Annotated in this window: 19 protein-coding genes and 1 pseudogene; 8 read left to right on the top strand and 12 right to left on the bottom strand. The window is 70.6% G+C overall.

Annotation, left to right across the window (positions count from 1 at the left end; all coding sequences use genetic code 11):
- Positions 1-103: 103 nt before the first annotated feature.
- On the top strand, positions 104-1,183 hold the full coding sequence (disA, locus tag AIF0345_RS13195) for a DNA integrity scanning diadenylate cyclase DisA (protein WP_043558906.1): 1,080 nt from the start codon (positions 104-106) through the stop codon (positions 1,181-1,183).
- 67 nt (positions 1,184-1,250) lie between these two features.
- Here disA and AIF0345_RS13200 read toward each other — a convergent pair whose 3' ends face one another.
- Positions 1,251-2,441, bottom strand: coding sequence for a hypothetical protein (locus AIF0345_RS13200; RefSeq protein ID WP_285296402.1), 1,191 nt, complete (start codon positions 2,439-2,441; stop codon positions 1,251-1,253).
- 234 nt (positions 2,442-2,675) lie between these two features.
- On the opposite strand from AIF0345_RS13200, the gene AIF0345_RS13205 reads away from it, so the two are divergent.
- Positions 2,676-3,068 carry a hypothetical protein gene (locus AIF0345_RS13205; RefSeq protein WP_285296403.1) on the top strand — a complete coding sequence of 131 codons (393 nt, stop codon included), beginning with the start codon at positions 2,676-2,678 and terminating at the stop codon, positions 3,066-3,068.
- A 320-nt stretch (positions 3,069-3,388) separates the two neighbouring features.
- Here AIF0345_RS13205 and AIF0345_RS13210 read toward each other — a convergent pair whose 3' ends face one another.
- The gene (locus AIF0345_RS13210) at positions 3,389-3,664 is read right to left on the bottom strand and encodes a hypothetical protein (RefSeq protein WP_285296404.1); all 276 of its coding nucleotides are present in this window, start codon (positions 3,662-3,664) and stop codon (positions 3,389-3,391) included.
- 1,275 nt (positions 3,665-4,939) lie between these two features.
- On the opposite strand from AIF0345_RS13210, the gene AIF0345_RS13215 reads away from it, so the two are divergent.
- Positions 4,940-5,398: a hypothetical protein gene (locus AIF0345_RS13215; RefSeq protein WP_285296405.1), complete on the top strand. Its 459-nt coding sequence runs from the start codon at positions 4,940-4,942 to the stop codon at positions 5,396-5,398.
- 1,814 nt (positions 5,399-7,212) lie between these two features.
- Here the strand turns inward: AIF0345_RS13215 and AIF0345_RS13220 are convergent.
- The 10 genes and pseudogenes from AIF0345_RS13220 to AIF0345_RS13260 form a co-directional block, all read right to left on the bottom strand.
- On the bottom strand, positions 7,213-7,899 hold the full coding sequence (locus AIF0345_RS13220; protein ID WP_285296406.1) for a hypothetical protein: 687 nt from the start codon (positions 7,897-7,899) through the stop codon (positions 7,213-7,215).
- A 1,029-nt stretch (positions 7,900-8,928) separates the two neighbouring features.
- Positions 8,929-9,057 (bottom strand): hypothetical protein, encoded by a 129-nt coding sequence (locus AIF0345_RS13225; protein ID WP_285296407.1) that lies wholly within the window; start codon positions 9,055-9,057, stop codon positions 8,929-8,931.
- Positions 9,058-9,661: 604 nt separating this feature from the next.
- Positions 9,662-9,832, bottom strand: a complete 171-nt coding sequence (locus AIF0345_RS13230; protein WP_285296408.1) for a hypothetical protein — start codon at positions 9,830-9,832, stop codon at positions 9,662-9,664.
- Positions 9,833-9,890: 58 nt separating this feature from the next.
- A pseudogene (locus AIF0345_RS16740) lies at positions 9,891-9,995 on the bottom strand (hypothetical protein); the annotation flags it as partial.
- Positions 9,973-10,731, bottom strand: coding sequence for an IS630 family transposase (locus AIF0345_RS13235; protein WP_285296409.1), 759 nt, complete (start codon positions 10,729-10,731; stop codon positions 9,973-9,975). The gene AIF0345_RS13235 and the pseudogene AIF0345_RS16740, both read right to left, overlap by 23 nt.
- A 76-nt stretch (positions 10,732-10,807) precedes the next feature.
- Positions 10,808-12,202, bottom strand: coding sequence for a C2 family cysteine protease (locus AIF0345_RS13240; protein ID WP_285296410.1), 1,395 nt, complete (start codon positions 12,200-12,202; stop codon positions 10,808-10,810).
- A gap of 799 nt (positions 12,203-13,001) precedes the next feature.
- Entirely contained in the window at positions 13,002-14,972 is a 1,971-nt protein-coding gene (locus tag AIF0345_RS13245; protein ID WP_285296411.1) for a hypothetical protein, read from the bottom strand.
- A gap of 1,253 nt (positions 14,973-16,225) precedes the next feature.
- Positions 16,226-17,176, bottom strand: coding sequence for an HhH-GPD family protein (locus AIF0345_RS13250; protein ID WP_268918070.1), 951 nt, complete (start codon positions 17,174-17,176; stop codon positions 16,226-16,228).
- 23 nt (positions 17,177-17,199) lie between these two features.
- Complete coding sequence (locus AIF0345_RS13255; RefSeq protein WP_043562760.1) at positions 17,200-17,814, bottom strand: amino-acid N-acetyltransferase; 615 nt, start codon at positions 17,812-17,814, stop codon at positions 17,200-17,202.
- Between the two features lie 77 nt (positions 17,815-17,891).
- Positions 17,892-19,079: a sugar-binding transcriptional regulator gene (locus tag AIF0345_RS13260; RefSeq protein ID WP_084682538.1), complete on the bottom strand. Its 1,188-nt coding sequence runs from the start codon at positions 19,077-19,079 to the stop codon at positions 17,892-17,894.
- 120 nt (positions 19,080-19,199) lie between these two features.
- On the opposite strand from AIF0345_RS13260, the gene AIF0345_RS13265 reads away from it, so the two are divergent.
- The 5 genes from AIF0345_RS13265 (at position 19,200) to AIF0345_RS13285 (ending at position 25,745) form a co-directional block, all read left to right on the top strand.
- Complete coding sequence (locus AIF0345_RS13265; RefSeq protein WP_268918069.1) at positions 19,200-20,939, top strand: glycerol-3-phosphate dehydrogenase/oxidase; 1,740 nt, start codon at positions 19,200-19,202, stop codon at positions 20,937-20,939.
- A gap of 58 nt (positions 20,940-20,997) precedes the next feature.
- Positions 20,998-21,738, top strand: a complete 741-nt coding sequence (locus AIF0345_RS13270; protein WP_043562749.1) for an MIP/aquaporin family protein — start codon at positions 20,998-21,000, stop codon at positions 21,736-21,738.
- 72 nt (positions 21,739-21,810) lie between these two features.
- Complete coding sequence (gene glpK / locus AIF0345_RS13275; RefSeq protein WP_268918068.1) at positions 21,811-23,376, top strand: glycerol kinase GlpK; 1,566 nt, start codon at positions 21,811-21,813, stop codon at positions 23,374-23,376.
- Positions 23,377-23,478: 102 nt separating this feature from the next.
- On the top strand, positions 23,479-24,366 hold the full coding sequence (locus AIF0345_RS13280; RefSeq protein ID WP_285296412.1) for a YveK family protein: 888 nt from the start codon (positions 23,479-23,481) through the stop codon (positions 24,364-24,366).
- Entirely contained in the window at positions 24,363-25,745 is a 1,383-nt protein-coding gene (locus AIF0345_RS13285; RefSeq protein WP_285296413.1) for a hypothetical protein, read from the top strand. The genes AIF0345_RS13280 and AIF0345_RS13285 overlap by 4 nt, the downstream gene beginning before the upstream one ends.
- The last annotated feature ends 29 nt before the right edge of the window (positions 25,746-25,774 follow it).

Raw genomic sequence — 25,774 nt, forward strand, 5'->3', positions numbered from 1 at the left:
GATGCGCCTCACAGCGACGCTATAGGTGTACCGATACGATGTGGTCACCTGGCCGCGGGGCACCGACCGGTGCTCCAGACCCATTCCCCGCCTGGAGACACGAATGACTGAGTCGACCGGCAAGCCCGGCAACCTGCTGCGCGAGACCCTGGCGCTCGTCGCGCCCGGAACCGTGCTGCGCGACGGCCTGGAGCGCATTCTGCGCGGACGCACCGGCGCGATCATCGTGCTGGGCTACGACGAGATGGTGGAGTCGATCTCCTCGGGAGGCTTCAACCTCGACGTCGAGCTGTCCGCGGCGCGGCTGCGCGAGCTGGCCAAGATGGACGGCGCCGTCGTCGTGGACCGCACCGCGGGGCGCATCCGGCGCGCCAACGTCCAGCTCCTCCCCCACGCCTCCATCGAGACCGCCGAGGCCGGTATGCGCCATCGCACCGCGGAGCGCGTCGCCCGCCAGACCGGCTACCCGGTCATCTCGGTGAGCCAGTCCATGCGGATCATCTCCCTGTACGTCGACGGCAGGCGCCACGTCATCGAGCCCAGCGAGGCGATCCTCGCCCGGGCCAACCAGGCACTGGCCACCCTGGAGCGGTACAAGGCGCGCCTCAACGAGACCTCGGCCAGTCTGGACGCCCTCGAGATCGAGGACCTCGTCACCGTCCGCGAGGTCACCTCGGTCCTCCAGCTGCTCGAGATGGTGCGCCGCATCGCCTCGGACATCGACGGCTACGTCGTCGAGCTCGGCACCGACGGGCGGCTGCTCGCCCTCCAGCTCGAGGAGCTCACGCGCGGCCTGATGGCCGAGCGGGACTTCCTCCTGACCGACTACCTGCCGCAGGGGATGGACGCGGCCACCGTCGAGGCCCGGCTCAAGTGGGTCGGCTCCCCCGCCCTGCTCGACATGGCCATGGTCGCCCGCTCCATGGGCATCGGGGGCGACGACGGCCAGGAGCTCGACGCCTCGATCTCGCCGCGGGGGATGCGGATCCTGGCGAAGATCCCGCGCCTGCCGCTGGCGACGTCGCGCACGATCGTGGCCACCTGGGGCTCGCTTCAGGCGATCCTCGGCGCGACGGTCGAGGAGCTCCAGGCCGTCGACGGCGTGGGGGCGGGCCAGGCGCGCACCCTGCGCGACGGGCTGTCGCGCCTGGCCGAGGTCTCCATTGTGGACCGCTACGCGTGAGGGGCTCGCTCCCGGGCCGCACCGGCGGGGCGGCGCAGCCCGGGGCGCCCCGCTCAGCGATTGCCGGCTACTCGATGACGAAGACCTGCTCGCCGGTGACAGTCTCGCCGCCGAGCTGGACGGAGAGCCGGTAGGTGCCCGCTCCGGCCACGTTCGGGTCCACCGGCGTGGGGCTCGCCGTCGCCTCGGCCCCGGGGCTCGCCGAGCCCTCCGGCGTCGGGCTCGGCACCGGGTCCGGGCTCGGGCTCTGGCTCGAGGCCGACGGCGAGCAGCCCGCGGCCGCAGAGTCGCCGTTCCACCACAGGGAGGCGCCGGCGGACTCGCCGACGTCGATGAGCAGAGTGCGCTCGACGGGGTCGGCCGGGCAGGACGTGGACGCCCATACGATCTGGTCTCCCGAGACGATCACCGCCCCCAGGGAGGCGCCGCCGACGTCGAGCAGGCAGGCGTCGCCGCCCTCGTTCGTGACCGTGACGTCAATGCCCATGCCGGCGCCGACGGAGGTCTCCCTCGGGGCGTCCAGGGAGATGCGCAGCTGGGCGGCGTCGCAGGCGGCGGGCGCCGGGTAGTCGGTGTGGGACTGGCTGGCGGCCACGGCGTCGTCCTGGCTGCGGATGGTGTTGCGGACCCAGGCGGCGCTGGCGATCATGGCGTAGGACACGCCGCCGACGAGCCCCAGGACGATCCCGATGACCAGGAGCCAGCGCAGCCAGTAGCGCGGCCTGGGCGGGATGCCGGTGGCTGCGCGGCGCAGCCGGGAACCGGAGGGGCGGCCGGGCCCCCAGCCGGTGGACCCGGATGCGGAGCGGGCCGTCTTGTCGCGGCTGCGGCGCGCGGTCGAGCGGCGCGCGCCGGAGCGCGACGGGTGCCCGTCCTGGGTCGTCACGGTGCGCGCGCGTCGGGCCGTCCCCCGCGCGGCCTGCCGCGGCCCGGAGGCGGGGCGGGGCCTGTCGGCGACCGCGGGAGGGCTGCCGGCCGTCGGGAGTGGGTTGTCGGCCGCGGAGCGAGTCCGATCGGCCGACCGCTGCGTCTTGTTCGTGCGGCCCGAGCGGCCGCCGGTCGTCGGGCGGGCCCCGCCGGCCGGCTTGCGGCCCTTGACGGGGTCGCCGTCTGCGGGGCGCGGGCCCCCCGAGGCGCGAGGAGTCGAGGCGGAACGGCGCGGGTGGTTGGAGCCCGCGCCGGAGGACGGGCGGGCGCCGCCCGTCCGACGCCGCCTCTTGTGCGGCGGGTTGCCGCCTCTCTTCCGTCCCTTTGCCATGCGAACGACTGTACCGGCGCGACCCGCCCCGCACCGCGGTGGCGCGCGCGGGTAGCGAGCCTCACCGTGGCGGATTCCGCACTGCCGCCCGGCCCGGACGGGGCGGAGACATGATTCGACCCTTCTGCGCCGTGACGGCTCCCCAAGAGCGCCCGCCGCAGGGCGGACGTCCCGGACAGGAAGGGACACACTATGCGCAACGGCCCTGGGAGCCGAGCCCCTTGGGAGCCATCGATGAAAAGAAGATCAATTTCGTTATACGGGCTTGAGCCAGCACGCCTCCCTTTCTTTGCCGTTGTATCCCGCTTGTCGGCAGCAGCGCCAAGCACGAAAAGCAAATCGAGCGACGAAGCCGCGCCCACGACCGTAAATAACTACCAGACCGAACTCGACGCAGAGTGGACGGATCCGGGCAGATCAAGCAGGCCGGCGCCCACTTCGGCAGAAATTTTCAACAACAAAATTCGAGACAAATTCATCACCATTGGCGAGCCAATTGTATCAGCACAGAGCACCGTAGAGTTCCTCGACACAAAGCAGGACGACGACAGCATCGCCGTCTTTGCGAGAGGCTCAACAACATTCATTTACGGAGGAAAGCACGGGAACAGCCCCCGGACACAGTGACCGACAGCCACTCGATAAATCTTTCGCCCGGCGCAGACGGCCCATACTCCGTTACTGAGGTCACTGTCGTCAACAAGGAGGAAGACGGGACTCCGAACGGCGTTCCGGACGGGTCCAACCCACGTAAATCATCAAGCGATGAGACCTCTCCAAGCGCCTCAGGAGGCGGTTAGGCGCCAACCAGCGCATCCGGCAGGCACGCGAGTCAAGGCGCCTTCACTATTTTGATGTACGGTGGACGCCTGTGCGGCTCGACCCTCCGCCCGGGGTGGAGTCGCACTCATACTCGTCTCCTGACACGGTGCACCCATGAAGGTTATTCAGGGGTTGGCGTACGTGTAAATTGCCGGTGTGGCTGTGATGGTTTTTTTGAAGGTGCGCGGTGGTTGTCGGCAGTCGTGGGCCAGGATCTTCCGGGCCTTGATGTGCGCGATGGTTCCCTCGACGACGTAACGGATTTTGCCCAGGGCTTTGTTCGTCTGCTTCTGAGCCTCGGCTGGCTCGCCGTTGGGAGATTTTTTGTAAGGGGCGGTGACTCCGGCTCCGATGCATCCCTTACCGGCGACGCAGCAGGAGGGAGCGACCCCCTCGAGCACCCCGGAGGCCGTGATGGCCCTGGAGTCGCGGTGGAGTCGTGGGCGCTTGCCGGCAGAGGCTCTGAGGCCCACACCGGGTGACCGGTGAGGCTGACCAGTACCCGCAGGTTCATGCCAGCGCGCCTGTGCCTGCCCGACCGCAGGCGGGGCCGGCCCTTCCGCCTCCAGCACGCCAAGAGGATCCCATCGATGACGTACAGGCCCCCGCGGGGGGGATCTCCTCGGCGGTTGCCGGCAGGCAGGCCCTGGCGATGACCCGGGTGACCACCGAGATCGTCCGCGAGACAGTGGGCCGGGACACGCCCATGACCTCGGCGGCCCCTTCCTGAGAGGCGCTGGTCCGCAGACACATCAAGGTCGCCCGCACGGCCGCCAGTGGGCTGAGGGCTCCTGGCGCCAGGACGATCTCGTCATCGCCCACCACCAGCTCCGCCAGCCTGCCCGTCTGCGCCCCGCCCAGGCCTGTGACACCCTTGACCATAACGACTCGTTCCTAAGAGGTTCTATGTCGCAACTTAATTCTCTCAGGTCAACGAGCCACCACCTGGTTAACACGCCGCGCCCCTCATTTCCTATACGCATTTCCTATACGCCCCTGAATAACTTCCACATTCCGGCGATCCGTCGCCGCACAGTCGAGAACGCCGGGCGGTGTCGCAGGCGCTGCCGCCGCGGCCGCATGAGGATCTCGGGTCTCTCATCTTTGGCGTCGGCGCCGCCGTCCGCTGATCAGCCGGAGTCCCGAGCAGGCCGCGGTAGGACCTGCACTTTCCCCTCGATCCCGATCTCGGAGCAGGTGCAGACCGTCACGCCGGGGCTCTCCTGCACGCAGACCTCAAAGCCCTCCCACAGCCAGCCCCCGTCGGAACGCCATCAACGCCCGGCAGTCCACGTGCGCATAAGAGTGCGGGCGCCTCGGGCAGCGCCCGGCGGGGTCGCGGCGGAAATGGAAGACGTGCCTCTCATAGTCGGCGCGGCTGATGCGGATCAGGCCGTCGCGGCCAGCCCGAGGCAGGTCGGGATCGGCACATGATCCATGCCTTTCTTAACGTCTTTTGTCTTCCGGTGTGGGTGTCTGGGGTGTTATTCTGCTGCTTGTTCCTGGTTGGCGAGTGCGCGGGGTGGGTGATGATGATGCGGCGTGGCAGCGGGGTCGATGACGGCGGGGTGGGCGAGGCCGGCGGTGTCCGGGCCGGGCGGGCCGGTCCTGCTCGGGTGTCGTCCGGTGGCTCAGTGGTGCGGCGGGCCTGGTCTCGGCGGTGGGTGCGTGTGCTGGTGGCTCTCGTGGTTGTGGTGGTGGTGGCTGCGGTGGGGGTGGGCGGCTGGTTGTGGTGGACCCGTCCCTGGACGCGCAGCGTCCCCCTGCCCGCGGGCATTGAGAGGGGCGAGTATGTTGCCCTGGGCGGCTCGCTTCCCTCTATTCATACGGCGGCAGACGGGGACCTGTCGTCCGCGGGAATGCACTCTGAGAACCATGAGTGGGTGGCGGCGGTGCGCTGGAGGCCCAGATACTACGATCCCGAGGGCGAGGAGGAGGTCTACAGGCTGCACCTGGGCGAGAGCGTCCACATCGATGGGCTGGGGACCCTCACGCTGCTGGCCGTTAACCCCGCCCCCATTACCCTGCCGGACTTGCCCTTCATCGGCCCTCCGAAGGCCAGACCCAGCACCCCTCCAAACTCGTTCTTCAACCTCGTTCTTGATCCGGGGGTTGATCTTGAGTGGTGGCGATAAGTCGGGCTGGTGGGTTCAGGGCGCCTCGCCGATGGTGGTGTGGGAGAAGTACTTCTCGTAGTCGGCGCGGCTGATGCGGATCAGGCCGTCGTGGCTGGCCGGGGGAGAGGAGTCGTCGTCGGCGTCGTGGACTGCTGGGTGGACTGCCGGGCGTGTCTCGGACAGCTCTGAAAGCGGTGTCTCGGGCTGCTTGGCTTGTTGCTCGGTGGTCCGGTGGTCCTGGTCGGCCTCGCCGGGTGTCCTGTGCCCCCGGGGGTGGGGTGGGGCTGTGTCTGACTTATGTGTGCCGGGGTCGGCCTGGGGGGGGCGGTGTCCTGGATGGTCTTGCTTCTTGTGGTGGGCTATCGGCGTGGGCTCTGTCGTTCCTTGAGGGCGGGCGCCTGCCGGCTTCCGCCCGGGCGCCCGCCCGGCGCGTCCTAGTCCTGCCCGCCCGGAGGGCGAGTGCCGTGGCTCTCCGGGTGGTCGGCGAGCTGGGCGGAGGTGGACCGGGGTGCCGCGGGTCCGGGGCGGGGTGGATCGTCGTGTCTCTCCTCGTCGGGCGCCTGCGGGCCGCTGTGTCGATGGCCTCGTACACCAGGGGCCGGTGCCGCGTGTGGTCGCCCCGATCGCGTACCCGACTGCTTTCTTCGTGCAGCAGCCCGGGGGCGGTCGCCAGGCGGATCGGGTCCCTCCCCGGGTGCGGATGCAGGTGGGTGTCGCCCGCCCACCTGCTCTCCCGGCTGGCTGGCGGCGGGAGCCCGCGCCCGGACCGGGCCGGGGCGTGAGACTCCGGGCCCGGCGGCCCAGGGGGGCGGTGGCGCTGGGTCCTTTCGGCGGGGCCGCGGCCTGGCGGGCCCCGAGCGCGCGGGCGCGCGCCGTGTCCCAGAGGTGTTGTCTCAACAGTTTCTGCGAACCCCGGCGGCACGGGATGCGGCGCCAGCCCGCAGGGTGGCGCGAGAGCTGTTGAGGACCCACTCGACCAGGGCGCTGAGTCCCTTACCTGCGTCGTGCGGACCCTGACGGCCGCCTCCCCGTCCAGGCGCAGCACCCTGACCCGGACCTGGATACTCTCAGACAGCGGCACACCGATGGTGACCGGCCAGCCTCCTGCCCACCGCGGTGGACACAGGCGCGCGCCCGGGCGCCTACCGGGACCCTCTGCGCGAAGGAAGGAAACCACTTCCCCCCAGGAGCCCACCCCCCATCCTGGTCTCCCCCAGCCAGGCGCGCAGCCACCTGCTCCCCGCCGACCGCCCCGCACCGACCTCGGAGCCCACGGACTCCAGGCAGACCCTTCCACCACCTCCCGACCCCGTTACCTTGTTTGTGGTTCTGGTCCGGAGCCGGGCCAGCTGTTGTGGGCATGATGGTTTGCCCCTGTCCGTAGACGGTCCCGGGGGGTGAAAGTCGCCCGCAGCAGCCGGGTGAGGGGACGCGCTGATGAGGGGAACGACCCGCCGCTGAGTGGTTGAGGTCTTTCGCATGCGTGGGTGCGGGACCGGCCGCCGAACGACTGGCCTCGGGTCTGGTGGGCGAGGGGGGCTCCTGGTGAGGATATCGATCAGCGGTGTCGGTGTCTTCATCGGCATCGACGTCGGTAAGAGCGGGCACTGGGCGAGGGCCCCGGGCCGGGGCGGGCGGAAGACTCCGTGACAGGGCCTTGGCAGGCGACCAGGCCCGCCTGCGCGGCCTCTACGAGCGCCTGAGCCGCAAGGGGGGCGCCTGCTGGTGGCCCGCAGACCGGCCCGCCACCATCGGGGCCCCGGGGGCGTGGCGGTCGCCCAGGGGCACCCCCCCCACCCACGACACCAAGGACCACCCGCTCCCCGAGCCCACTACTGAATCTCAGTGCTGCCATGAGTCGATTCAACCTCGCTTCTCGAACTCGTCTTCTTCTCCACCACTGCCCGAGAAACGCTGGGCACCTCACTCCATGCGGACACCATCGCCTCGACAATGTCCAGTTCGACGCGTTCGTGATAGGCCAGGCGCCGAAGGAGTTTGACGGACGTCCATTCCTCATGGCCGGTTGTCAGATTCGCCTCGGCGCCGATCGAGTCGATGGTCTGCATCGCGTAGGCGTGGGACGCCATGAGTTCCTGTTCGAGGTCGGGCAGCCGGTCGCGGTCGGGCAAGCCGCAGCGGGGAATGTAGTAGCGGGACTCGGTGTCGGCGATGTGCCAGAAGACGAGTCGGGGGGTGCGCCAGGTCGCGTAGGAGGCGATCTGCTGATCGGGGTCGTCGAAGTCCAGGGCCCGCACCGGGATTGCGCGGAGCAGCCGGATCGCCCTGTCGTGCTGGTCGGACAGGATCTTCCGCGTCCAGCGCCTCTGCGCATCAGTGGCGGGCACTCGATCACGGGCAAAGGACCTCTCATCGCCCTCAATGCGCTCCATGACGCTGCAGGGGCCGTAGAGCTCTTCGAACCTGGCCAGTGCCCGCGACTCGGTCTCGTCCTGGACGCAGCGGCCCCACAGATCGCCGTCGAACGACCACACGGTCGAACCGGCGTCGTAGCGCATGGCGACCCCATTCTCAATGAACACCTGTCGATGCATCCCAGACATCCCTTTCATATTTATCAAATTCCGATTTGCGCGAATCGCACTTCATCTACTTGAGACCCGCAGTTCGAGATCGACGATCGCTCCGACTCGGCCGCACGGGTTGTCACAAACAGTAGTTGAAGGTCGTTAAAATTTACCTCCATTCATTAATTACAACAATCGTCAAAAAATCAGCCTAGCGGTCGACTTCATGCCTGCATCTGTTGGCAGAACAGAGCGCGGATTCGACGCCGCCGGAGGGTTGGATATCGGAGAAATTATGGACATGACAGTATTTTCGCAGGAACCAAAACTTGTACAACGTGACCGGACAAATAGATCATCAAGATGGCCGTTTCAGTGGGCACCGCTCTACTACCATTGTAACTGACTAGGTGGGTTGCCTGACGCGGCTGGCGGTCAGGACAGTGTAGTGCATCGATGTGGGCTGCCGGGTGTGTCTCGGACGGCTTTGAAAGTGGTGTCTCGGGCTGGTTGTCTTGCTGCTCGGTGCTCCTGGTCGGCCTCGCCCTGTGTCCTGTACCCCGGGGCGGAGTGGAGCTGTCTCTGATCGTGTGTACCGGGGTTGACCTGGGAGGCGGTATCCCGGGTGGTCTTGGTTCTTGCGGTGGTGGACCATCTGATAGGCCCTCTCGTTCCTTGAGGGTCGCGCCCGCCGGCTTCCGCCCGGGCACCCGCCCAGCACACCCCGGCCCTGCCCACCGAGGGGCGAGTGCCGTAGCTCTCCAGGTGCCTGGCGAGCTGGGCGGAGGTGTACTGGCAGCCCCGGCCCGAGTGGAATCGAGTGGAATACCGTCTCTCCTGTCGTGTACGGGCACCTGCGGGCCGCCATATCGATCGCCTCGCACACCAGGGGCCGGTGCCGCGCGTGGTCGCCCCAGTGGCGTACCCGACCGCTTTCTGGGTGCAGCAGCCCGGGGACGGTCGCCAGACAGATCGGGTCCCTCCCCGGGTTCTGATACAGGTGGATGCCGCCCACCCACCTCACTCCCGGGCCTGCTGGCGGCGGGAGCCCCGCTTGACCAGGTCGGGACGCGAGACTCCGGGCCCGGCGGCCCGGGCGGTGGCGCCGAGTCCTTTCGGCGGGGCCGCGGCCTGACGGGCCCTGCTCACGCACGGGCGGGAGCGCACCGCCCCCTGGGGGGCCTCAACAGCCTCTGCGGGCCCCGGCGGCGTGAGTACGGCGGTACCCGCAGGGTGGCGCGGGAGCTGTTGAGGACCCACTCGATCAAGGCGCTGAGCTCTTCTGCGTCGCACGGTTCTTGATGGCTCCCGGCCCAGCCAGGCGTAACAGCCTGATCGAGACACTTTCCAACAGCGGCACACCGATAGTGATCGGGCAGCCTCCTACCTACCGCGATGGACCCAGGTACGCGCCCGGGCGCCTACCGGGACCCTCTGGGCGAAGGAAGGAAGCCGCTTCTGCTCGGGAGCCCGATCTCCATCCTGGCCTCTCGCGGCTCGGCGCGCAGCCTCCTGCTCCCCGCCGACTGCTCCGCACCGACCTCGGAGTCCACGGACTCCGGGTGGCCCCTTCCGCCATCTCCTGACCCAGCCCCCACCGCCCCAAGGAACCAGCCCGCAGGACCCCGCCACCTCCACAACGGTCCGAACCCTCCACCCACGACCTCAAGGACCACTCGCTCCTTGAGCCCACTACCGAGTCCCTGTGCCGACATGAGCCGATTCAACCTCATCTCTCAAAACATGGCTGGAATTAAACAAGGTCGGTGTGTGGTGGTGTGACTGGGAGGTGCTCGAAGTCGTAGTCGAAGGTGCGGTTGGTGATGTAGGCGGTGAAGGCCGCGAAGGTGTTCTCCGGGGCGAGCGCGCGGGGGTTGGCGGTGCTGACTTTGGCGGCGTCCCGTACGTGTTCTGTGGGACCCAAGGTCGGGGGCGTACGGGGGCATGTAGATAGGCATGATGCGCTCCAGAGCCTGACCGGGGGCATAAAGATCGTTCAAAGCCTTGGCGTGGTGGAACCTGGCGCTGTCCAGGACCACCGCGATCTTCTTCCCCTCATCGGTCTCACGCGCCAGGCGATCCATCATGAGGGCGGGTCTGCTCGGCGTCCTGGTTTCCCTGGATCGGGTAGATTCTCATCTTCCTGGTCGTCAGGCTCAGCGCCCCGAAGAACGACCGGCTCGCCTTCTTGCGGTCCACGTACAGCCTTGTTCTCTTCCCCTTGGGAAGCCACATGCGCCTCGTCTCGGCCTCGTGCTCCACGCGGACCTCGTCGACGGTGTAGACCTCCCAGCCGTCCTGGAGCAGATCGTTGACCTGGCGCCGGATCTCGGCCATCCGCCTGGCGATGGCCTTCTCGTCGCGGCGCTTGTCGAACGGGTCGGGGAGCTTGAAGCTCATGCCCAGAAAGCGCATGAGCAGCCGATAGGAGGACTCGGACCTGTACTCGACTCCGAACTTGATCTGCACGACGTCCTTAAGGGCCGGGACGTCCCAGAAACCGGCCTTGACGCCTGCCTCCGAGGGCGGTCTACTGAGAATCTCCTCCAGCTCCTTCTTCTGCGCCCGCTTGAGCTTTGCCGCGTTCCCGCCCACGGCGTGACCGGTTACCACGGAGCCCAGCCTGGTCTGCCGCCATTCCGACAGCCACTCGCGTACCGTCCCCTCGGCCCGCTCGACCATCTCCGCGATAATATCCAGGCCGACGCCACGGGCAGCGTACAGAATTGCCTCCGCCTTCATTCTCACAAGCTTGTAGGTGTCCGAGCGCTTCTTCCACCTGATGAGGATGTCCCGTTCCTCGTCCGTCATGTCGATCTGCATGAGATTATCTTATACGAGGTGCTCCGCAGACGCCAACCAGGAATCCCGCAGCAGCCGCCCTAGAATGCCATTTTGTTTAATTCCGGCCATACTTCTCGTAGTCGGCGCGGCTGATGCGGATCAGGCCGTCGTTGTCAGCCCGAGGCAGGTTGGGGTCGGCATTGTCGTTGTAGCCCCATGGGTTGCGCAGGGTGACGCCCTCGTCGTCGACGGCCACGACCGTGTACGAGTGGCCGGCCTCCGGGGTCTTAGGGTCGTGGTCGTAGTTGCCTCCCGCGATGCGGTAGGTGCCCTCCTGGTCCGGTCTCTGGGCGGAGGCGCCGTCTATCTTGCCGTTGTTGTTGGTGTCGGTCGTGGCGGTGGCCGCGTCGCCGTGGCTGAAGTCGCCCCCAGCTGTTGATGCGACCACGGGCCTGCCGTCCTGGACGGCCTGCTGGATCTCATCCCACTCGTCCTTGGCGTACTCGTGCTGGTTCCAGGGGATCACCCCGAGTATGCGCCCGCCGGTGTCCACACCGTAGGAGTCCTCCCCGGCGATGTGGTCCATCGCGTCACCCGCACGACCGCCCGACGACAGACTCTCGTTGCCGTAGTGGATGCCGTAGGCGCGCTCGTAGATGCTCAGCAGCGTCGGCCGGTTGTGGGAGTCCCTGGTGCCGTCGTTGTAATAGTCGCGGACGTCGACATCCACGGGCCTGCCGTGGTCGTAGAGGGTGACGACGAAGGCCCGTTTCTTGCCGTCCCACTTGACGTGGTCGCGCAGGTGCTGCTGGCCCTCCGGGGTCTGGGAGTAGGCCTGCAATGTGGCCAGCAGGAAGCAGTCGCCGATCAGGGTCTGGTTGGCGTCAAGGTCCCAGCCCCCGCTTCCGTCCGCCTGCTCCCTGAGAGCGTCAATGTCGGGCTGGAAGAACGGCGTCCTGTCATCGGTATGAGAACCTTCGTCGTCTTTGCCTCCGCCGCTGTTGTCCGCCCCGCCGCCCGCCTGCGGGTTGTTGTCGCCTGCTGCGGCCTGGAGGGTGGCGGCGGTGCGGAGGGCGGCGAGGCGGACCTCTGCGAGGATGTTGGTCCAGGCGCCTGCGGTGCGGGCGATCACGGCGACGGCGACGGGCGCGGTGGCGGGAGCCGCCTGGGCGGCGGCCAGGACGGGTGCCAGGGCCGCGCGCAGCTGGTCGGCGGCGACAACGGCCCGATCCAGGACCCGGGCGTAGCCCTCCAGGGCCCGGGCGCCCGCCTCGAGGCGCTCGGCACCGTCATCCAGATCACCGGTCAGGGCGGTGGCGGCGGCGGTGAAGGCCCGGGCGGCGGCCCCCTGCCAGGAGGCGGTCGCCGCCCGGGCGCCGGCCGCCAGGTCGGCGCCCTCGACCAGGGCGCGCCCCGTCAGTCTCCAGGAGTCGGCCAGGGCCCGCACCCCGCCCGGGCAGCCGGGCACCGCGCCGACCACCACGCCCGCCAGAGCGTCCCCGCCCGTCACCGCAGACCCCCCCAAGGCCCCGCGGCCCGGCCCCGGCGCTCAGGGCGGCCAGGGCGCGGGCGCCGTCGGCGGCCCGCTGGTCGGCCTCGGCCAGCAGGGCCCCCGCCCGCCGCACGCCGTCGGCCAGGCCCCGCGCCCCGGCCGCGGCCCGCCGGGCCGCAGCGGTGCGCACCGAGGCGAACGAGGCCGCGGCACCGACCAGGGCCGCCTCACCCAGGGCGCCGGCGTCGCCGGCCTCCACAACCACCCCGGCGACCTCCTGCCCGCACCCATCAGCCAGGCGCGCGGCACGAGCCAGCTCATCGAAGACCACATCCAGATCCACAGCACACACCCCCGCACCCAGTCGGCCACGGGGCCTATCGCAGAGACAACAGAAAGAACACAATGTAGCCCAGCCCACACCACCCCGAAACACCACAGAACCGAACACACCCCACCCACCAGACCCCACCCCGCCCACAACGAACCGGCACGAACATGACAGCCGGTAGCCCGTGAGCCGGTGGGACGGGCCGCCCCGCGGGGCGCAGCCCTCCGCTGGCACGACCCTCCACCCGCCCCGCGCGGCACCCGGGCCACGGTCTCCTGGCCCGCGCCAACGACAGCGCACCTGATCTCACCGCCATCTGGCACGTGCGCCTGCGAGCGCGTCCAAGGCGCCGACGGGGTGGTCTGGGCGCGGGTGGGACGGCGGCGGAACCGCGCAGGCCCGGGGCAGCACTGTCGGCACTGGCAGCCACAACCACGGGAGACGCGCTCAAGGCCCGCCAGCAGGAGGCAGGACCTCCTCCCCGGCTCAGACGGGGGCGCGCATGAGGGTGCGGACGCGCTCCAGGCCCGCCTCGGCGGCGAGTTCACGGCGCAGCTCGGGGCGGGTGGAGTACAGCTCCATCACCTGCCGGAGCTGGGTGCAGCCAGCGGTGAGGGCGTCCATGGGCAGGCGCACCAGGCCCGCACCGGGGTCGTTGAGGAGACCGACGAGCATCTGGCCCCTGGAAGCGCCGACCACACGGGGGTGACCATCCCACGCCAGCACCACCTCGCGGCCTGTGCCCGGCGCGAAGCGAGCGCCCCGCGGGTCCAGGAGGATCTCCGGCCCCCCGTGGGGTCGCCGGGTGCCCGACCAGACCATACAGGCGACGACGACGCACACAGCCCCAGCAGCCATGGACGGGACGCGCAGCTGCTCCTCGTGAGGGATGGCGGCCGCAGCGACCGAGAAGCTGAAAAGTCCGGTCAAGAGAAGCGCCGCCGCGCCCATGCGCGTGGCGAGCGGAGAGGCCCACAGCGACGGCAGCGCAACGCCGCTGTCGCTGAGGACCCACTGCTCATCCGCGTGCTCCAAAGGGGACCGGAAGACATACAGCGCGGCGGCCCGCAGCAGCATGAGGATGAAGGTGGCGGCGAGCAGGAAGATCATTGTCGTCCTCAACTCGGCGGCGAGAACGGCAATGAAAGCCGCAAGAATCCCGAGCGCCCCGACAAGGGTGCGACGCGGCGCGGCCATCCTTCGGCGATCCGCCCTCGCGCAATCAAGAGCGCCGGGCGGGATCGGAGGCTCCATGACAACGGCGGGCGAGACTTCCGCGCTCCCGCCATCATCGCCCGGCGCACATGCCTTGTTCGACGCGGCGGGTCTGTGGGCGCACGCGCTCGGAAGTGGTAGCGACTCCTCTTCCTCGATCTGCCAGACGGGAACGCTCATGAGGGTGCGGACGCGCTCAAGGCCCGCCTCGGCGGCGAGCTCGTCGCGCAGCTCGGGGTGGGTGGAGTAGAACTCGACCACACGCTGGAGCTGGACGTAGGTCAGGGGGACTGTGCCCATGCGCACGGGGACCGGCGCAGTGCTGGAATCGGGGGTGATGACGAGCGCGGAGCCGAATCTAACGGCGCCGACGACGCGGGGGCCGTCCGTCCACAGGAAGGAGGCCTCGTGGCGGGTACCCGGAGCGACGCGGAGACCTGTAGGGTCGAGGATGATCTCGGCCCCGAGTCGCGGTCGCGGGGTTCTCCGCCATGTCACGACGGCGACAACGATGCAGGCCGTCGCGGCGCAGAGAGAAGGAATGGGGAGATCCTCGGGAACGTCTCTGTCGAAAAGAACCGACCAGGCAGAGAAGAGCCCGAGGGCGGCAAGGAGCAGGGCACCCAGGTGCTTGGCTGCCGGGAAGATCCAGAATCGCGGCAGCGCAATCCCCTCAGAGCACCTGCCCCATCGCCGGGATGCTAGCGCTATGGAAATCCGCATCCCCAGAAGAAGTAGCGCATGGAGCAGGAGAATGAGAATAATTCCGGACCCCAGGAATGCGAGTACAGAGATGTTGTCCCCGGCCGCGTAGTGCGCAAGGACCACGAAGACGATGACGGCGTAGAACAGGGAGCGCAGCGGGGCGCCGTTCCGTCTGCCATCCGCCTTCTCGCAGTCGATGGCACCGGACGGCGGCTGAGGCCTGGTTGGGGCGAGCACGCGGTTCTTGCGAGCGGGCCGGCTCCTCGGCACGGGTGAGGAAGTCGGAGCGGCGCCGCCGGTGTCGGCAACCGCATCGCTCATTGCGGCCGCAGCGTCATCGACATCGTTGGTGTCGTCGATCGGCGTGAACGCCTCGTACAGCGCGGCGGGCTCCTGGCTCGGCACGGCCGGTGCGGGAGGAAGGTCCTCCTCGACCCGCCAGACGGGCGTGTACATGAGGGTGCGGACGCGCTCAAGGCCCGCCTCAGCGGCCAACTCGTCACGCAGCTCGGGGTGGGTGGAGTAGAACTCGACCACACGCTGGAGCTGGACGTAGCCCAGCGGAATGGGAAATATGGGGAAATACGCTGGAGGTCCTGCGTCCAGGGTGATGACCGCACAAACCTGCGTACCATGACGTGCACGTCCCGCAACAACAGGCTCCAGCTCCCAGGGAATGAATGCACGATAGCGGCCATCGGGCCACAGCCACATTCCCAGAGGTTCAAGAATGACCTCGGGCTTCTGAGGCGGATTCACAGGCATGGTCGCCCAGGTGATAGCAGCGCCGCAGAGCACGGCTAAAACAAGTGGCAGCACCCTGGATGTGCCAGAATGAGTAACACCTGAAGGTACTGGCATCCGTAGCACGACCACGGCACCAGCAACTACCATCGCGGGAGGCATCTGCTCCCACAGAAGAAATCCCCAGCACGGCCCGAACTCAACGGAATCGGTGCCCAGACGCCAGCGGCCGGGCGACTCACGGACCTGGCCGCGCAGCACGAACCTTCCCGCACCGTACAGAATAAGGGCGCATCCGCAAAAAAAGAAGTATGACAGTGTACGGCCCGACCGAGCGGAACACGGCGTTGAGAGTAAAAAGAACATCCAGAGTCCCGAGCGTCGAACCCGCCCACGCCTCGATTCCCCGATCGCGGTCGGCGCGGTCGCAGGAATACACTTTCTCTGTCGGCGCCTGGCGCCAGCTGCCGCCCGCACCGCCCCCGGCACGCGAACGCCCGATGTCAGCGGAAGGGGACATGGCCACAGGCTATGCGGGCAACAGCCACCTGTCCACGGCGAAGGCTTGGAAACAGACGCGTGGCCGAGCAGGCGCGGATCCGCGTCAGCCGTGCCGGCTATCAGAAGTACTTCTCGCGCGCCGGCGTCGGCAAGCTACCCACGAAGCTGTCACCACCGCGGAGGGATACGTCCACCAGTACCAGCCGCACAGGCAGGTTACCTCGCGAGGGGTTCTCTTCCCGGACAGTCCGGCAGTCGGCCCCACAGGGCAGCGCCACTCGGCCGACGCCCGCCGGACTCCTCGGACTGATCTCGACGCGGAACCGAACCGGTTTCGAGCCGGAATACGACCCTTGACGAAGAGGGACCGCCGGGGGCAGTGTGGGGCCGGGCATCCCCGGGTATCTGGTCGTTCGGGCCTCCGCCCAGGGCGCACCGGCGAACGTGAACGCACCCTTCCAGCGTGAGCGTACTTTCCGCTGGCATTGGGCGCCCAGCCCGCCCGCAGCCCCGATGGGTCCTCAGTCCCTTCCGCGCGACCGGCCTCAGGGCAGGCGGAAGGTCGCCCCGTCGTCGTCGGTGGCGATGAGACCGTCGGCCAGCAGGGAGGCCAGTGCCCGGGCCGGCTGCCCGCCATCCGCCGCCCGGCCCGCGCGGGCCCCGGCACCGGCCCCCACGGCCAGCAGCGCCCCGGCCCCCAGGGCCGTGCCCGCGTCGGCCTCGCGCAGCCGGGCCATGATCAGGCCCCGCGCCTGGCGGTCCGTCCCGTGCCAGGCCTGCCTGCGGCGCCGGCCGGCGTGCTCGTCCGCCGGCCTGCCCGCCGCCAGCCACGCGCACCTCTCGCGCCACGGGCAGCGCCCGCAGCTCGGCTCGCGGGCGGTGCACACCAGCGCCCCCAGCTCCATGACCGCCACCGACCAGGCGGCCGCCTCGGCGTCGTCCTCGGGCAGGAGAGCCTCGGCCCGCTCGCGCTCGGAGCGCACCGGCGCGGGAGGCGGCAGGGCCCGGCCGCCGGCCGCGCGGGCGAGCACGCGCCGCACATTGGTGTCCAGCGTCAGCGCCCGGCGCCCGTAGGCGAAGGCCATGACTGCCCCGGCCGTGTAGTCGCCGATCCCCGGCAGCGCCCGCAGCGCCTCGAGGTCGCAGGGCAGGCGGCCGCCGTGGCGCTCGACGACGGCGCGGGCGCACTCCATGAGCCGCAGCGCCCGCCGGGGGTAGCCCAGGCGGCCCCACACCCGCAGGACGTCCCCGGTCTCGGCCGTCGCCAGGGCGGCCGGGTCCGGCCAGCGGCTCATCCACTGCCGCCACGCGGGCACGACCCGGGCCACCGGCGTCTGCTGGCTCATGACCTCCGAGACCAGCACGCCGTAGGGGGTCGTCCCCGGCTCGCGCCACGGCAGGCGCCGGGCGTGCTCGCGGTACCAGTCGACGACCGCCCGTGCGGGCAGCGCCGCCGTCGCCCCGGCCGGGCCGCCGGCAGCGCCTGCAGCACTCACAGCCCTCCCAGCCCTCACAGCTCTCACAACTCAATGATCATGCGCGTGTTGCCCAGCGTGTTGGGCTTGACCCGCGCCAGGTCGAGGAACTCGGCGACCCCGTCGTCGTGGCTGCGCACCATCTCGGCGAAGGTGTCCATGCCCACCGGGGTGCCCCAGATGGGGTGGAAGCCGTGCGCCGTGAAGAAATCGACCTCGAAGGTCAGGCAGAAGACGCGCCGCAGCCCCAGACCGCGGGCGCGATCGAGCAGCTCGTTCAGGATGGCGCCGCCGACCCCGCGGTGCATGCGGTCCTTGCGCACGGCGAGCGTGCGCACCTCGGCGATGTCGTCCCACATGACGTGCAGGGCCCCGCAGCCGATAATGCCGCCGCTCCTCTCCGGGGAGCCGTCGAGCGACCCCGTGCCCTCGGCGACGGTGAACTCCTGGATGTCCTCGAAGTAGGTGATGAGGTCCTTGGGGATGAGGATGCGGCGATCGGAGTAGGGCCGGACGAGCTCGGCGATGGCGCGGGCGTCCGCGGGGCGGGCGGGGCGCAGGACCATGCGCCAGGGCAGCGCGGACGCCGCGGGCCCGGCCGGCGCGGTGCGCCCGGCCGCCCCGGAGCGCCCGAGCGGGCCGAGGGGCTCGGAGCGCATGGGATACACGCTCCCGGGGGCGGGGTGCTCCGCCGCACGACCGCGCACGGCGCCGTTGAGGGGGCTCGGGCTCGCGCTCATGAGGTCTCCTTCCGCTGATGCAGTGCCAGCACCGCACGGGCAGTGGCATCGTCGACGACGAGGTCGGTGGCCACGCGTGCGCGCAGGGCCGCGACGCAGGCGCGGGCCTTGCCGGTGCCGGCCACGACGCACAGTCTGCGCGGGATGCGCGCCAGTCGGACAGGGGTGGGACCGGTGGCACGGGCATTGAGTTCGATGTCACCCCAGGTGCCGTCGCCCCGCAGCAGGACGGTGCACACGTCCCCGACGACGCCCTCGCGCCGGGCGACGGCCAGGTCGGCGCGGGTGAGGTGGCCGCCCGCGTAGACCTGGCTGGGCAGGGCGCCGGAGCCGGACTCCAGGGTGCCCACGCCGAAGACGGCCAGGCGCGCGGCGGCGACCACGGCCAGGATGCGCTTGATCGAGCGCTCCGACCACATGGCGCGACGGGTTGCGGCCTGGTCGAAGAAGGCGGGCACCGGGAACCCGATCGTGCGCGCCCCCAGGGCGGCGCCCATCCGCGACAGCATCTGGCCGGCCGACGGCCCCTCCTGCATGGGGTCCGAGGCCCCGTTGAGCTGGACGATGGTCAGCCCGGGGATCCGCCTGGCCGGCAGCGCCGCCGCCACCTCGCTCATGGTTCTGCCCCAGGCGGAGCCGACGACGAGCCCGGCGCCGTCCCCGCTCCCGCCCGGGCCGCCGTCGTCCTGCCCGCCGGCGGCCCGCGCGGGCCCTGCGTCGCCGCCATGGGCGCCGGGGGCCTGCGCGAGCTCGCCGACGATATCGACGAAGCGGGAGGCGGCGACGGCGGCGACCTGCTGAAGGCGGTGGATCTCGGTGGTGCCCTCGCGCACGGGGACGATGCGCGCGCGCACGCCGAGCTCGGCCTCGAAGCGCGCCTCCAGGCCGCCGGCCCCGCCGGGCCGGACCAGCTCGATGCGCACGACGCCCTCCCGGCGCGCCCGGGCGAGCAGGCGCGAGACCGTCGAGCGAGAGCAGTGCAGGTGGCGGGCGATGACCTCCATGGTCTCGGCCTGGACGTAGTACATGGAGGCGGCCTCGAAGACCCGCTGCTCCTCGGTGCCAGCGCGCGCTCGCTGAGACTCGCGGGGCTCGGCAGTCCCGGAAGCCCCGGAAGCTCCGGAAGCCCCGTCGGCCCCGGCGCCGCCCGACGTCGGGGCCTGGTCCGGCCGCGCTGCGCCCATCGTCCTCATCCCCCTCTGCCCGGATGTGCACATTCGTGCACATGGCTTGCCCATCGTCTCATAGGGCGGCGATCCTGGATGCAGGACGCTACAGAGACGAAAGAGACGAAGGAGCCCCTCATGAACGCCCGGACCGCCCCGGAGGCCAATGACCTGACGCGCCTGACGCGTGAGCAGCGCACCGCCGCCCTGGAGGAGATGAGCGGCCCCGAGGGACTCGACGTCCTCGTCGTCGGCGGCGGCATCACCGGCGCCGGCATCGCCCTGGACGCGGCCTCCCGCGGCCTGCGCACCGGCGTGGTGGAGATGGGCGACTGGGCCTCGGGCACCTCCACCTGGTCCTCCAAGCTCGTCCACGGCGGTCTGCGCTACCTCTACCAGCTCGACTTCGCCCTGGTCCGCGAGGCCCTTTCGGAGCGCGGCCGCCTGCTCCAGACCACCGCCCCGCACCTGGTCAAGGCCCAGCCCTTCCTGTGGCCGCTCAAGCACCACTACGAGCGCTCCTACTCCGCGGTGGGCGTCGGCATGTACGACGCCCTGGCGCTGGCCGGCGCCCGCGGACACCGCACCGTCCCCATCCAGAAGCACCTGGGGCGCAAGGGCACGCGGGCGCTGGCCCCGGCGCTGGACCCCTCCGGGCTCGTCGGCGCCATCCGCTTCTACGACGCCCGCGTGGACGACGCCCGCCTCGTCATCGACCTCATCCGCACCGCCGTCGGCCTGGGGGCGCTGGCCGCCAGCCGCACGAAGGTGACCGGATTCCTCAAGAGCGCCCACGGCGCCGTCACCGGCGCGGCCGTCACCGACCTGGCCACCGGCGCCACCCACGAGATCCGCGCCAGGCGCACCATCAACGCCACCGGCGTGTGGACCGAGGCCACCCAGGACCTGGCCACCAGCACAGGGGGCCTGAAGGTGCTCACCTCCAAGGGCATCCACATCGTGGTCCCCAAGGAGGCCATCGACGCCGAGACCGGCATCTTCCTGCGCACCGAGAAGTCCGTCCTGTTCATCATCCCGTGGCCGCGCTACTGGGTCATCGGCACCACCGACACCCCGTGGACCGAGGACGTCTCCAAGCCGGTGGCCACGGCCGCGGACGTCGACTACCTCCTGGAGCACGCCAACGAGGTGCTCTCCTGGCCCCTGCGCCGCAGCGACATTATCGGCGTCTACGCGGGGCTGCGCCCCCTGCTCCAGCCCCAGCTCAAGCCCGGGGCGGAGGCGGCCAGCACGAAGGTCTCCCGCGAGCACACGGTCACGCGCGTGGCGCCGGGGCTGACGGCGATCGCAGGCGGCAAGCTGACCACCTACCGCGTCATGGCCGCCGACGCCGTCGACCACGCCCTGGGCGAGGCCCTCGCCCGCGCCCACCCCTGCGTCACGGCCGACCTGCCCCTGGTGGGCGCCGCCGGCTACCGCGCCCTGGCCGCGCAGGCCGGCGCCATCGCCCGCGAGCGCGGCTGGACCCTGGACCGGGTCACCCACCTGCTGGACCGCTACGGGGACGAGCTCCCCGCGCTGCTGGCCTCCATTGACGACGACCCCTCCCTGGCCCGGCCGCTGGGCGAGGCGCCCGCCTTCCTGCGCGCGGAGGTCGCCTGGGCCGTCACCCACGAGGGCGCAGCCCACCTCGACGACGTCCTGCTGCGGCGCGTGCGCCTGGACATCGAGCGCCGCGACCGGGGGCTGGGGGCCGCCGACGAGGTCCTGGAGGTGATGGCGCCGCTGCTGGAATGGTCCGACGACGACGTCACGGCCGAGCGGGAGGCCTACGCCGAGCGGGTCGCCCAGATCGCGGCGGCCGAGGCCGAGGCCACCGACGCCGCGGCCGTCGCCCACCTGACCCGCGCCGTCTGACCCGCCCCCTCCGAATCATCCTCTCCACCGCACAACGACGTGCAGAAAGGGCGCAACGATGACCCTCACCATGGGGCAGGTCTTCCTGTCCGAGTTCTTCGGCACATTCATCCTCATCCTCCTCGGCGCCGGCGTGTGCGCCGCCGTGACCCTGCCGAAGTCCAAGGCTCAGGCCTCGGGCTGGGTCGTGATCACCTTCGGATGGGGGCTGGCGGTGTTCATGGGCGTCTACGCCGCCTACGCCACCGGCGGCCACCTCAACCCGGCCGTCACCATCGGCCTGGCGGCGGCGGGCAGGGACCTGGCCCCCGGCGTCCCCGCCACCGCGGCCACCGTCGTCGTCTACGTCCTCGCCCAGACGCTGGGCGCCGTCCTCGGCGCCGTGGGGGCCTGGCTGGCCTACAAGAAGCACTTCGACGAGGACGCCCCGGCGGCCGCCAAGCTGGGCTGCTTCGCCACCGCCCCGGGGATCCGCTCCTACGGCTGGAACGTCGTCACCGAGCTCCTGGGCACCTTCGCCCTGGTCGCCTGGGTCCTCTACAACGGCAAGTCCCCCTCCCAGCTGGGCCCGCTCGCCGTCGCCTTCGTGATCGTGTCCATCGGCATGTCGCTGGGAGGCCCCACCGGGTACGCCATCAACCCGGCGCGCGACCTGGGGCCGCGGATCGCCCACGCCCTCCTGCCGATCAAGGGCAAGGGCGGCTCCGACTGGGCCTACTCGTGGGTCCCGGTACTCGGCCCCGTGCTCGGCGCCCTCGCCGCGGGCCTGCTCATCCCCCGCATGGCGGGCCTCTACTGACCCCGGCTCCCGACGGCGGGCGCCCCGAGGGGCCGCCCGCGCACTCACCGCAACGACGCGAAAGGACACCCCATGACCGGTAAGAAGACCGACGAGACATACGTCCTGGCCATCGACCAGGGCACGACCTCGTCACGCGCCATCCTGTTCGACCACGCCGGCAGGATCGTCGCCGTCGACCAGAAGGAGCACGCCCAGATCCTCCCGCGCGCCGGGTGGGTCGAGCACGATGCGACGGAGATCTGGCGCAATGTGCGCTCGGTCGTGGCCGGGGTCCTGTCGGCCGCCGAGGTCAACCGCCACGAGATCGCCGCCGTCGGCATCACCAACCAGCGCGAGAGCGCCGTCGTGTGGGACCGGGCCACCGGCGAGCCCGTCCACAACGTCATCGTCTGGCAGGACACCCGCACCCAGAGGATCTGCGACCGCCTGGCGGCCGCGGCCCCGGCGCCGGACGGCTCCCCCGACTACGACCGCTACAAGGACCGGGTGGGCCTGGGGCTGGCCACCTACTTCGCCGGCCCCAAGATCGCCTGGATCCTGGAGAACGTCGAGGGCGCCCGCGAGCGCGCCGAGGCCGGGGAGCTGCTGGCCGGCACCATGGACACCTGGGTGCTGTGGAACCTCACCGGCGGGACGGACGGCGGCGTGCACGCCACCGACGTCACCAACGCCTCTCGCACCATGCTCATGAACATCGACACCCTGGACTGGAACCCCGAGATCTGCGCGGACATGGGGATCCCCGCCTCCATGCTCCCCGAGATCCGCCCCTCCTCGAGCGTGTTCGGGCTCGGCCGCAAGAACGGCCTGCTCATCGACACCCCCATCGCCGGGATCCTGGGCGACCAGCAGGCGGCGACCTTCGGCCAGGCCTGCTTCGAGGTGGGCCAGGCCAAGAACACCTACGGCACCGGCTGCTTCATGCTCATGAACACCGGCACCACCCCGGTGCGCAGCCGCAACGGCCTGCTGACCACCGTGTGCTACCAGATCGAGGGCCAGGCCCCCGTCTACGCCCTGGAGGGCTCGATCGCGGTGGCCGGGTCGCTCGTGCAGTGGCTGCGCGACAACCTCGGCATTATCGCCGAGTCCCGGGACATCGAGGCGCTGGCCCGCTCGGTGGACGACAACGGCGGCGCCTACTTCGTGCCCGCCTTCTCCGGGCTCTTCGCCCCGCACTGGCGGCCCGACGCGCGCGGCGCCCTGGTAGGGCTGACCCGCTACGTCAACAAGGGGCACATCGCCCGGGCCGTGGAGGAGGCCACCGCCTTCCAGACCCGGGAGGTGCTGGAGGCCATGAACCGGGACGCCGAGGCCTCCGGCACGACTCTTCAGGAGCTCAAGGTCGACGGCGGCATGACCCGCGACGAGCTGCTCATGCAGTTCCAGGCGGACCAGATCGGCGTGCCGGTGGTGCGGCCGCAGGTGACCGAGACCACGGCGCTCGGCGCCGCCTACGCCGCCGGCATCGCGGTGGGCTTCTGGGCGGGCACGCACGACGTCGTCGCCAACTGGGCGGAGGGCCGCCGCTGGGAGCCCACGATGGAGGAGGCCGAGCGCGAGCGCCTCTTCCGCAACTGGGTCAAGGCTGTGACGCGCACCCTTGACTGGGTGGACGACGATGTCGTCGAGTAGCCTTTTATCATCCCCCTGCGACTGATCGCCATCGGGCAGCTCGGCCTGCGCTCCCGTGATGGTTCTCGGGGCGCAGGCCGCCAAGGGCTAAGGAGAACACATATGGAGCCGGATCAGATCGTGAGCGCGCTGCGCCGCCACGCGCCGCTGGCACTGGCGCACGTCGTGCTGGGCGCCGTGATCGGGCTGGGCATCGCGTTCCTCAGCCCGCCGGTCTACTCCTCCCACACGAAGGCGCTCGTGGCGGCCGACGGCGGCGACGGCACCCAGGCGGTCTCCTCCGCCTCGTCGGTGATCACCTCCATCATGCCCACGCTCGTGGAGATCGGCACGTCCCAGTCCGTCGTGGACCAGGTCGCCGCCTCCACCGGCATCGACCGGAGCAAGGTCGCCGGCGCGGTGACGCTGTCGAACCCGACGAACAGCCTCATTATCGATGTCACCGCGCGGGCCGCCTCGCCGGAGGAGGCCCAGGCCATCGCGCAGGGCGAGATCACCGTCCTGCGCGGCGAGATCGGCAATATGTCCATCCAGAAGGAGAACTCCACCACCCTGACGCTGACCGACATCGACCCCGCCTCGCTCCCGACATCACCGTCGGGCCCCTCCCGCCTCCGCTACTCCCTGATCGGCGCGGTCATCGGGGCGGTTCTCGGAGCCGGGACGGCCCTGCTCATGAGCAAGCTGAACCCGGCGCCGGCGACCGGCAGGTCGAGGGCCGCGGCCGGCGGCGACGGCGCGGACGTCGCCGGGCCGGGCGCCTACCCGGGTGACGGAGCTGCTGGCTACCCGGGTGGCGGGACGGGCGACTACCCGGATGACGAGACCGGCGTCTACGCGAGCGGGGCCGACAGCTATGCGGACGGCTACATGGGAGGCGGGCCGGCCGCCGCCAGAGTCGGCCGCCGCACACGCGCCATGCCGCCGTCGGTCCCGTTGAGCTACGGCCCAACCGGTTCGGGGACCTCGTCGTCGGCACCACTGACGTGACGGACGGCGTCCCCTTCCCTGCCGCGCCCCTCAGGGGCGCGCCAGCAGCCGCCTCGGCGATCAGCGCGGCGCCCGCCGCGGGGGCCGCCGAGGCAGCCGGGGAGCGCAGGGGCCGCCTGCGGCCGGCACCGGCCGCGGGCGCCGAAGGAGGGCGGGCCGCGGACCGCTGGGCCTGGGAGCCGCCGCTGGCCGCGGTGCTCCTCGTGCTGGTGGGCTGGCGCACCCAGATCGCCGGCGGGCTGCGCATCAGCGACTGCGCGGCCCTGGCGGCCCTGCCCGTGACCTGGTCCGCCGTGCACCGCTCGCGGCGCTTCTCCCTCCTGCTCACGATCGCCCTGCTCGCAGCGGCAGCCGGATGCGTGCTGTCCCTCTCGGTGGGCGACCGCTTCAATGTCTCCTCCTCCATCCAGCGCGACCAGCTGCTCTTCGCCATCGGCCTGCCCGCCGCCGTGGCGGCTTTCGTGTGGGGCCGCGAGCGGCTCGGGATCGAGGGCGCCGTCATCGCCTTCGGCACCGGCGTGATCCTGAGCAGCCTCCACCTCCTGCGCTCCTCGCCCAACCCGTGGAAGACCGGCCTGGGGGCCGCGGTGAGCGTGGTCGTGCTGGCGCTCGCGCACCGGTTCGGACGCGGCGGGCAGCTCCTGGCCGCCGCGGTGCTGGGCGGCATCTTCCTGTTCCGCGACTCCCGCGGCTCAACCGGCATGCTCATGCTCATCGTCGCCCTCCTGACCTGGCAGATCATCTCGGACAGGCTGCGCACCAAGACATTGACGCCCGCCAGCCTGCGCCTGCGCCAGATCCTGCTGCTGACGGGGCTGACCGCGGCGGCTGTGCTCGCCGTCGTGGCGGCCTCTCTGGCGGGATACCTGGGGGAAGACGTCCAGGAGCGCACCGCCGCCCAGTCGCGCGGCTCCACCAACCTGCTCTTCGCCGCGCGCCCCGAGCTGGGCGCCTCGTGGGCGCTGCTGACCCACAGGCCGTGGGGCTACGGGGCCGGGGTCCTGCCCCGCTACGAGGACGTCCGCACCGCCATGCAGGGAATGGCCTCCCTGCACTACAACCCCGACAACGGCTACGTCCACAAGTACATGTTCGGCCACGGCTTCGAGCTGCACTCCGGCCTGGTGGACGCCTGGATCGCCCTGTCGGTGCCCGGCGCCGCCCTCATCGCGCTCGTCGCCTGGCTGGGGCTGCTCGCCCTGTGGGACAACCTGGGGACCGCGCGGCTGCAGGCGTGGCTGCTGTTCACCGTGCTCCTGGTGCTCATGAACGCGGCGATCGGCCCCCTGCCCGTCCTGCCGCCCTACCTGGTGCTCGCCGCGGGGACGGCCCTGTGCCTTGAGCCGAGTGCGCCCCCGCCGCGTCGAGATCGGTCCTAGCCCGCGCCGGGACCGGTCGAGTTCCGGCC

Origin of the sequence: Actinomyces israelii (assembly GCF_030253495.1) — a bacterium.
Taxonomy (GTDB): Bacteria; Actinomycetota; Actinomycetes; order Actinomycetales; family Actinomycetaceae; genus Actinomyces; species Actinomyces israelii.

Coding starts and splice junctions, on each gene's coding strand:
- disA (WP_043558906.1), top strand. CDS start 104: ATGACTGAGTCGACCGGCAAGCCCGGCAACCTGCTGCGCGAGACCCTG.
- AIF0345_RS13200 (WP_285296402.1), bottom strand. CDS start 2,441: ATGGCAAAGGGACGGAAGAGAGGCGGCAACCCGCCGCACAAGAGGCGG.
- AIF0345_RS13205 (WP_285296403.1), top strand. CDS start 2,676: ATGAAAAGAAGATCAATTTCGTTATACGGGCTTGAGCCAGCACGCCTC.
- AIF0345_RS13220 (WP_285296406.1), bottom strand. CDS start 7,899: ATGCGCTACGACGCCGGTTCGACCGTGTGGTCGTTCGACGGCGATCTG.
- AIF0345_RS13235 (WP_285296409.1), bottom strand. CDS start 10,731: ATGCAGATCGACATGACGGACGAGGAACGGGACATCCTCATCAGGTGG.
- AIF0345_RS13255 (WP_043562760.1), bottom strand. CDS start 17,814: ATGCGCTCCGAGCCCCTCGGCCCGCTCGGGCGCTCCGGGGCGGCCGGG.
- AIF0345_RS13260 (WP_084682538.1), bottom strand. CDS start 19,079: ATGGGCGCAGCGCGGCCGGACCAGGCCCCGACGTCGGGCGGCGCCGGG.
- AIF0345_RS13265 (WP_268918069.1), top strand. CDS start 19,200: ATGAACGCCCGGACCGCCCCGGAGGCCAATGACCTGACGCGCCTGACG.
- AIF0345_RS13270 (WP_043562749.1), top strand. CDS start 20,998: ATGACCCTCACCATGGGGCAGGTCTTCCTGTCCGAGTTCTTCGGCACA.
- glpK (WP_268918068.1), top strand. CDS start 21,811: ATGACCGGTAAGAAGACCGACGAGACATACGTCCTGGCCATCGACCAG.
- AIF0345_RS13280 (WP_285296412.1), top strand. CDS start 23,479: ATGGAGCCGGATCAGATCGTGAGCGCGCTGCGCCGCCACGCGCCGCTG.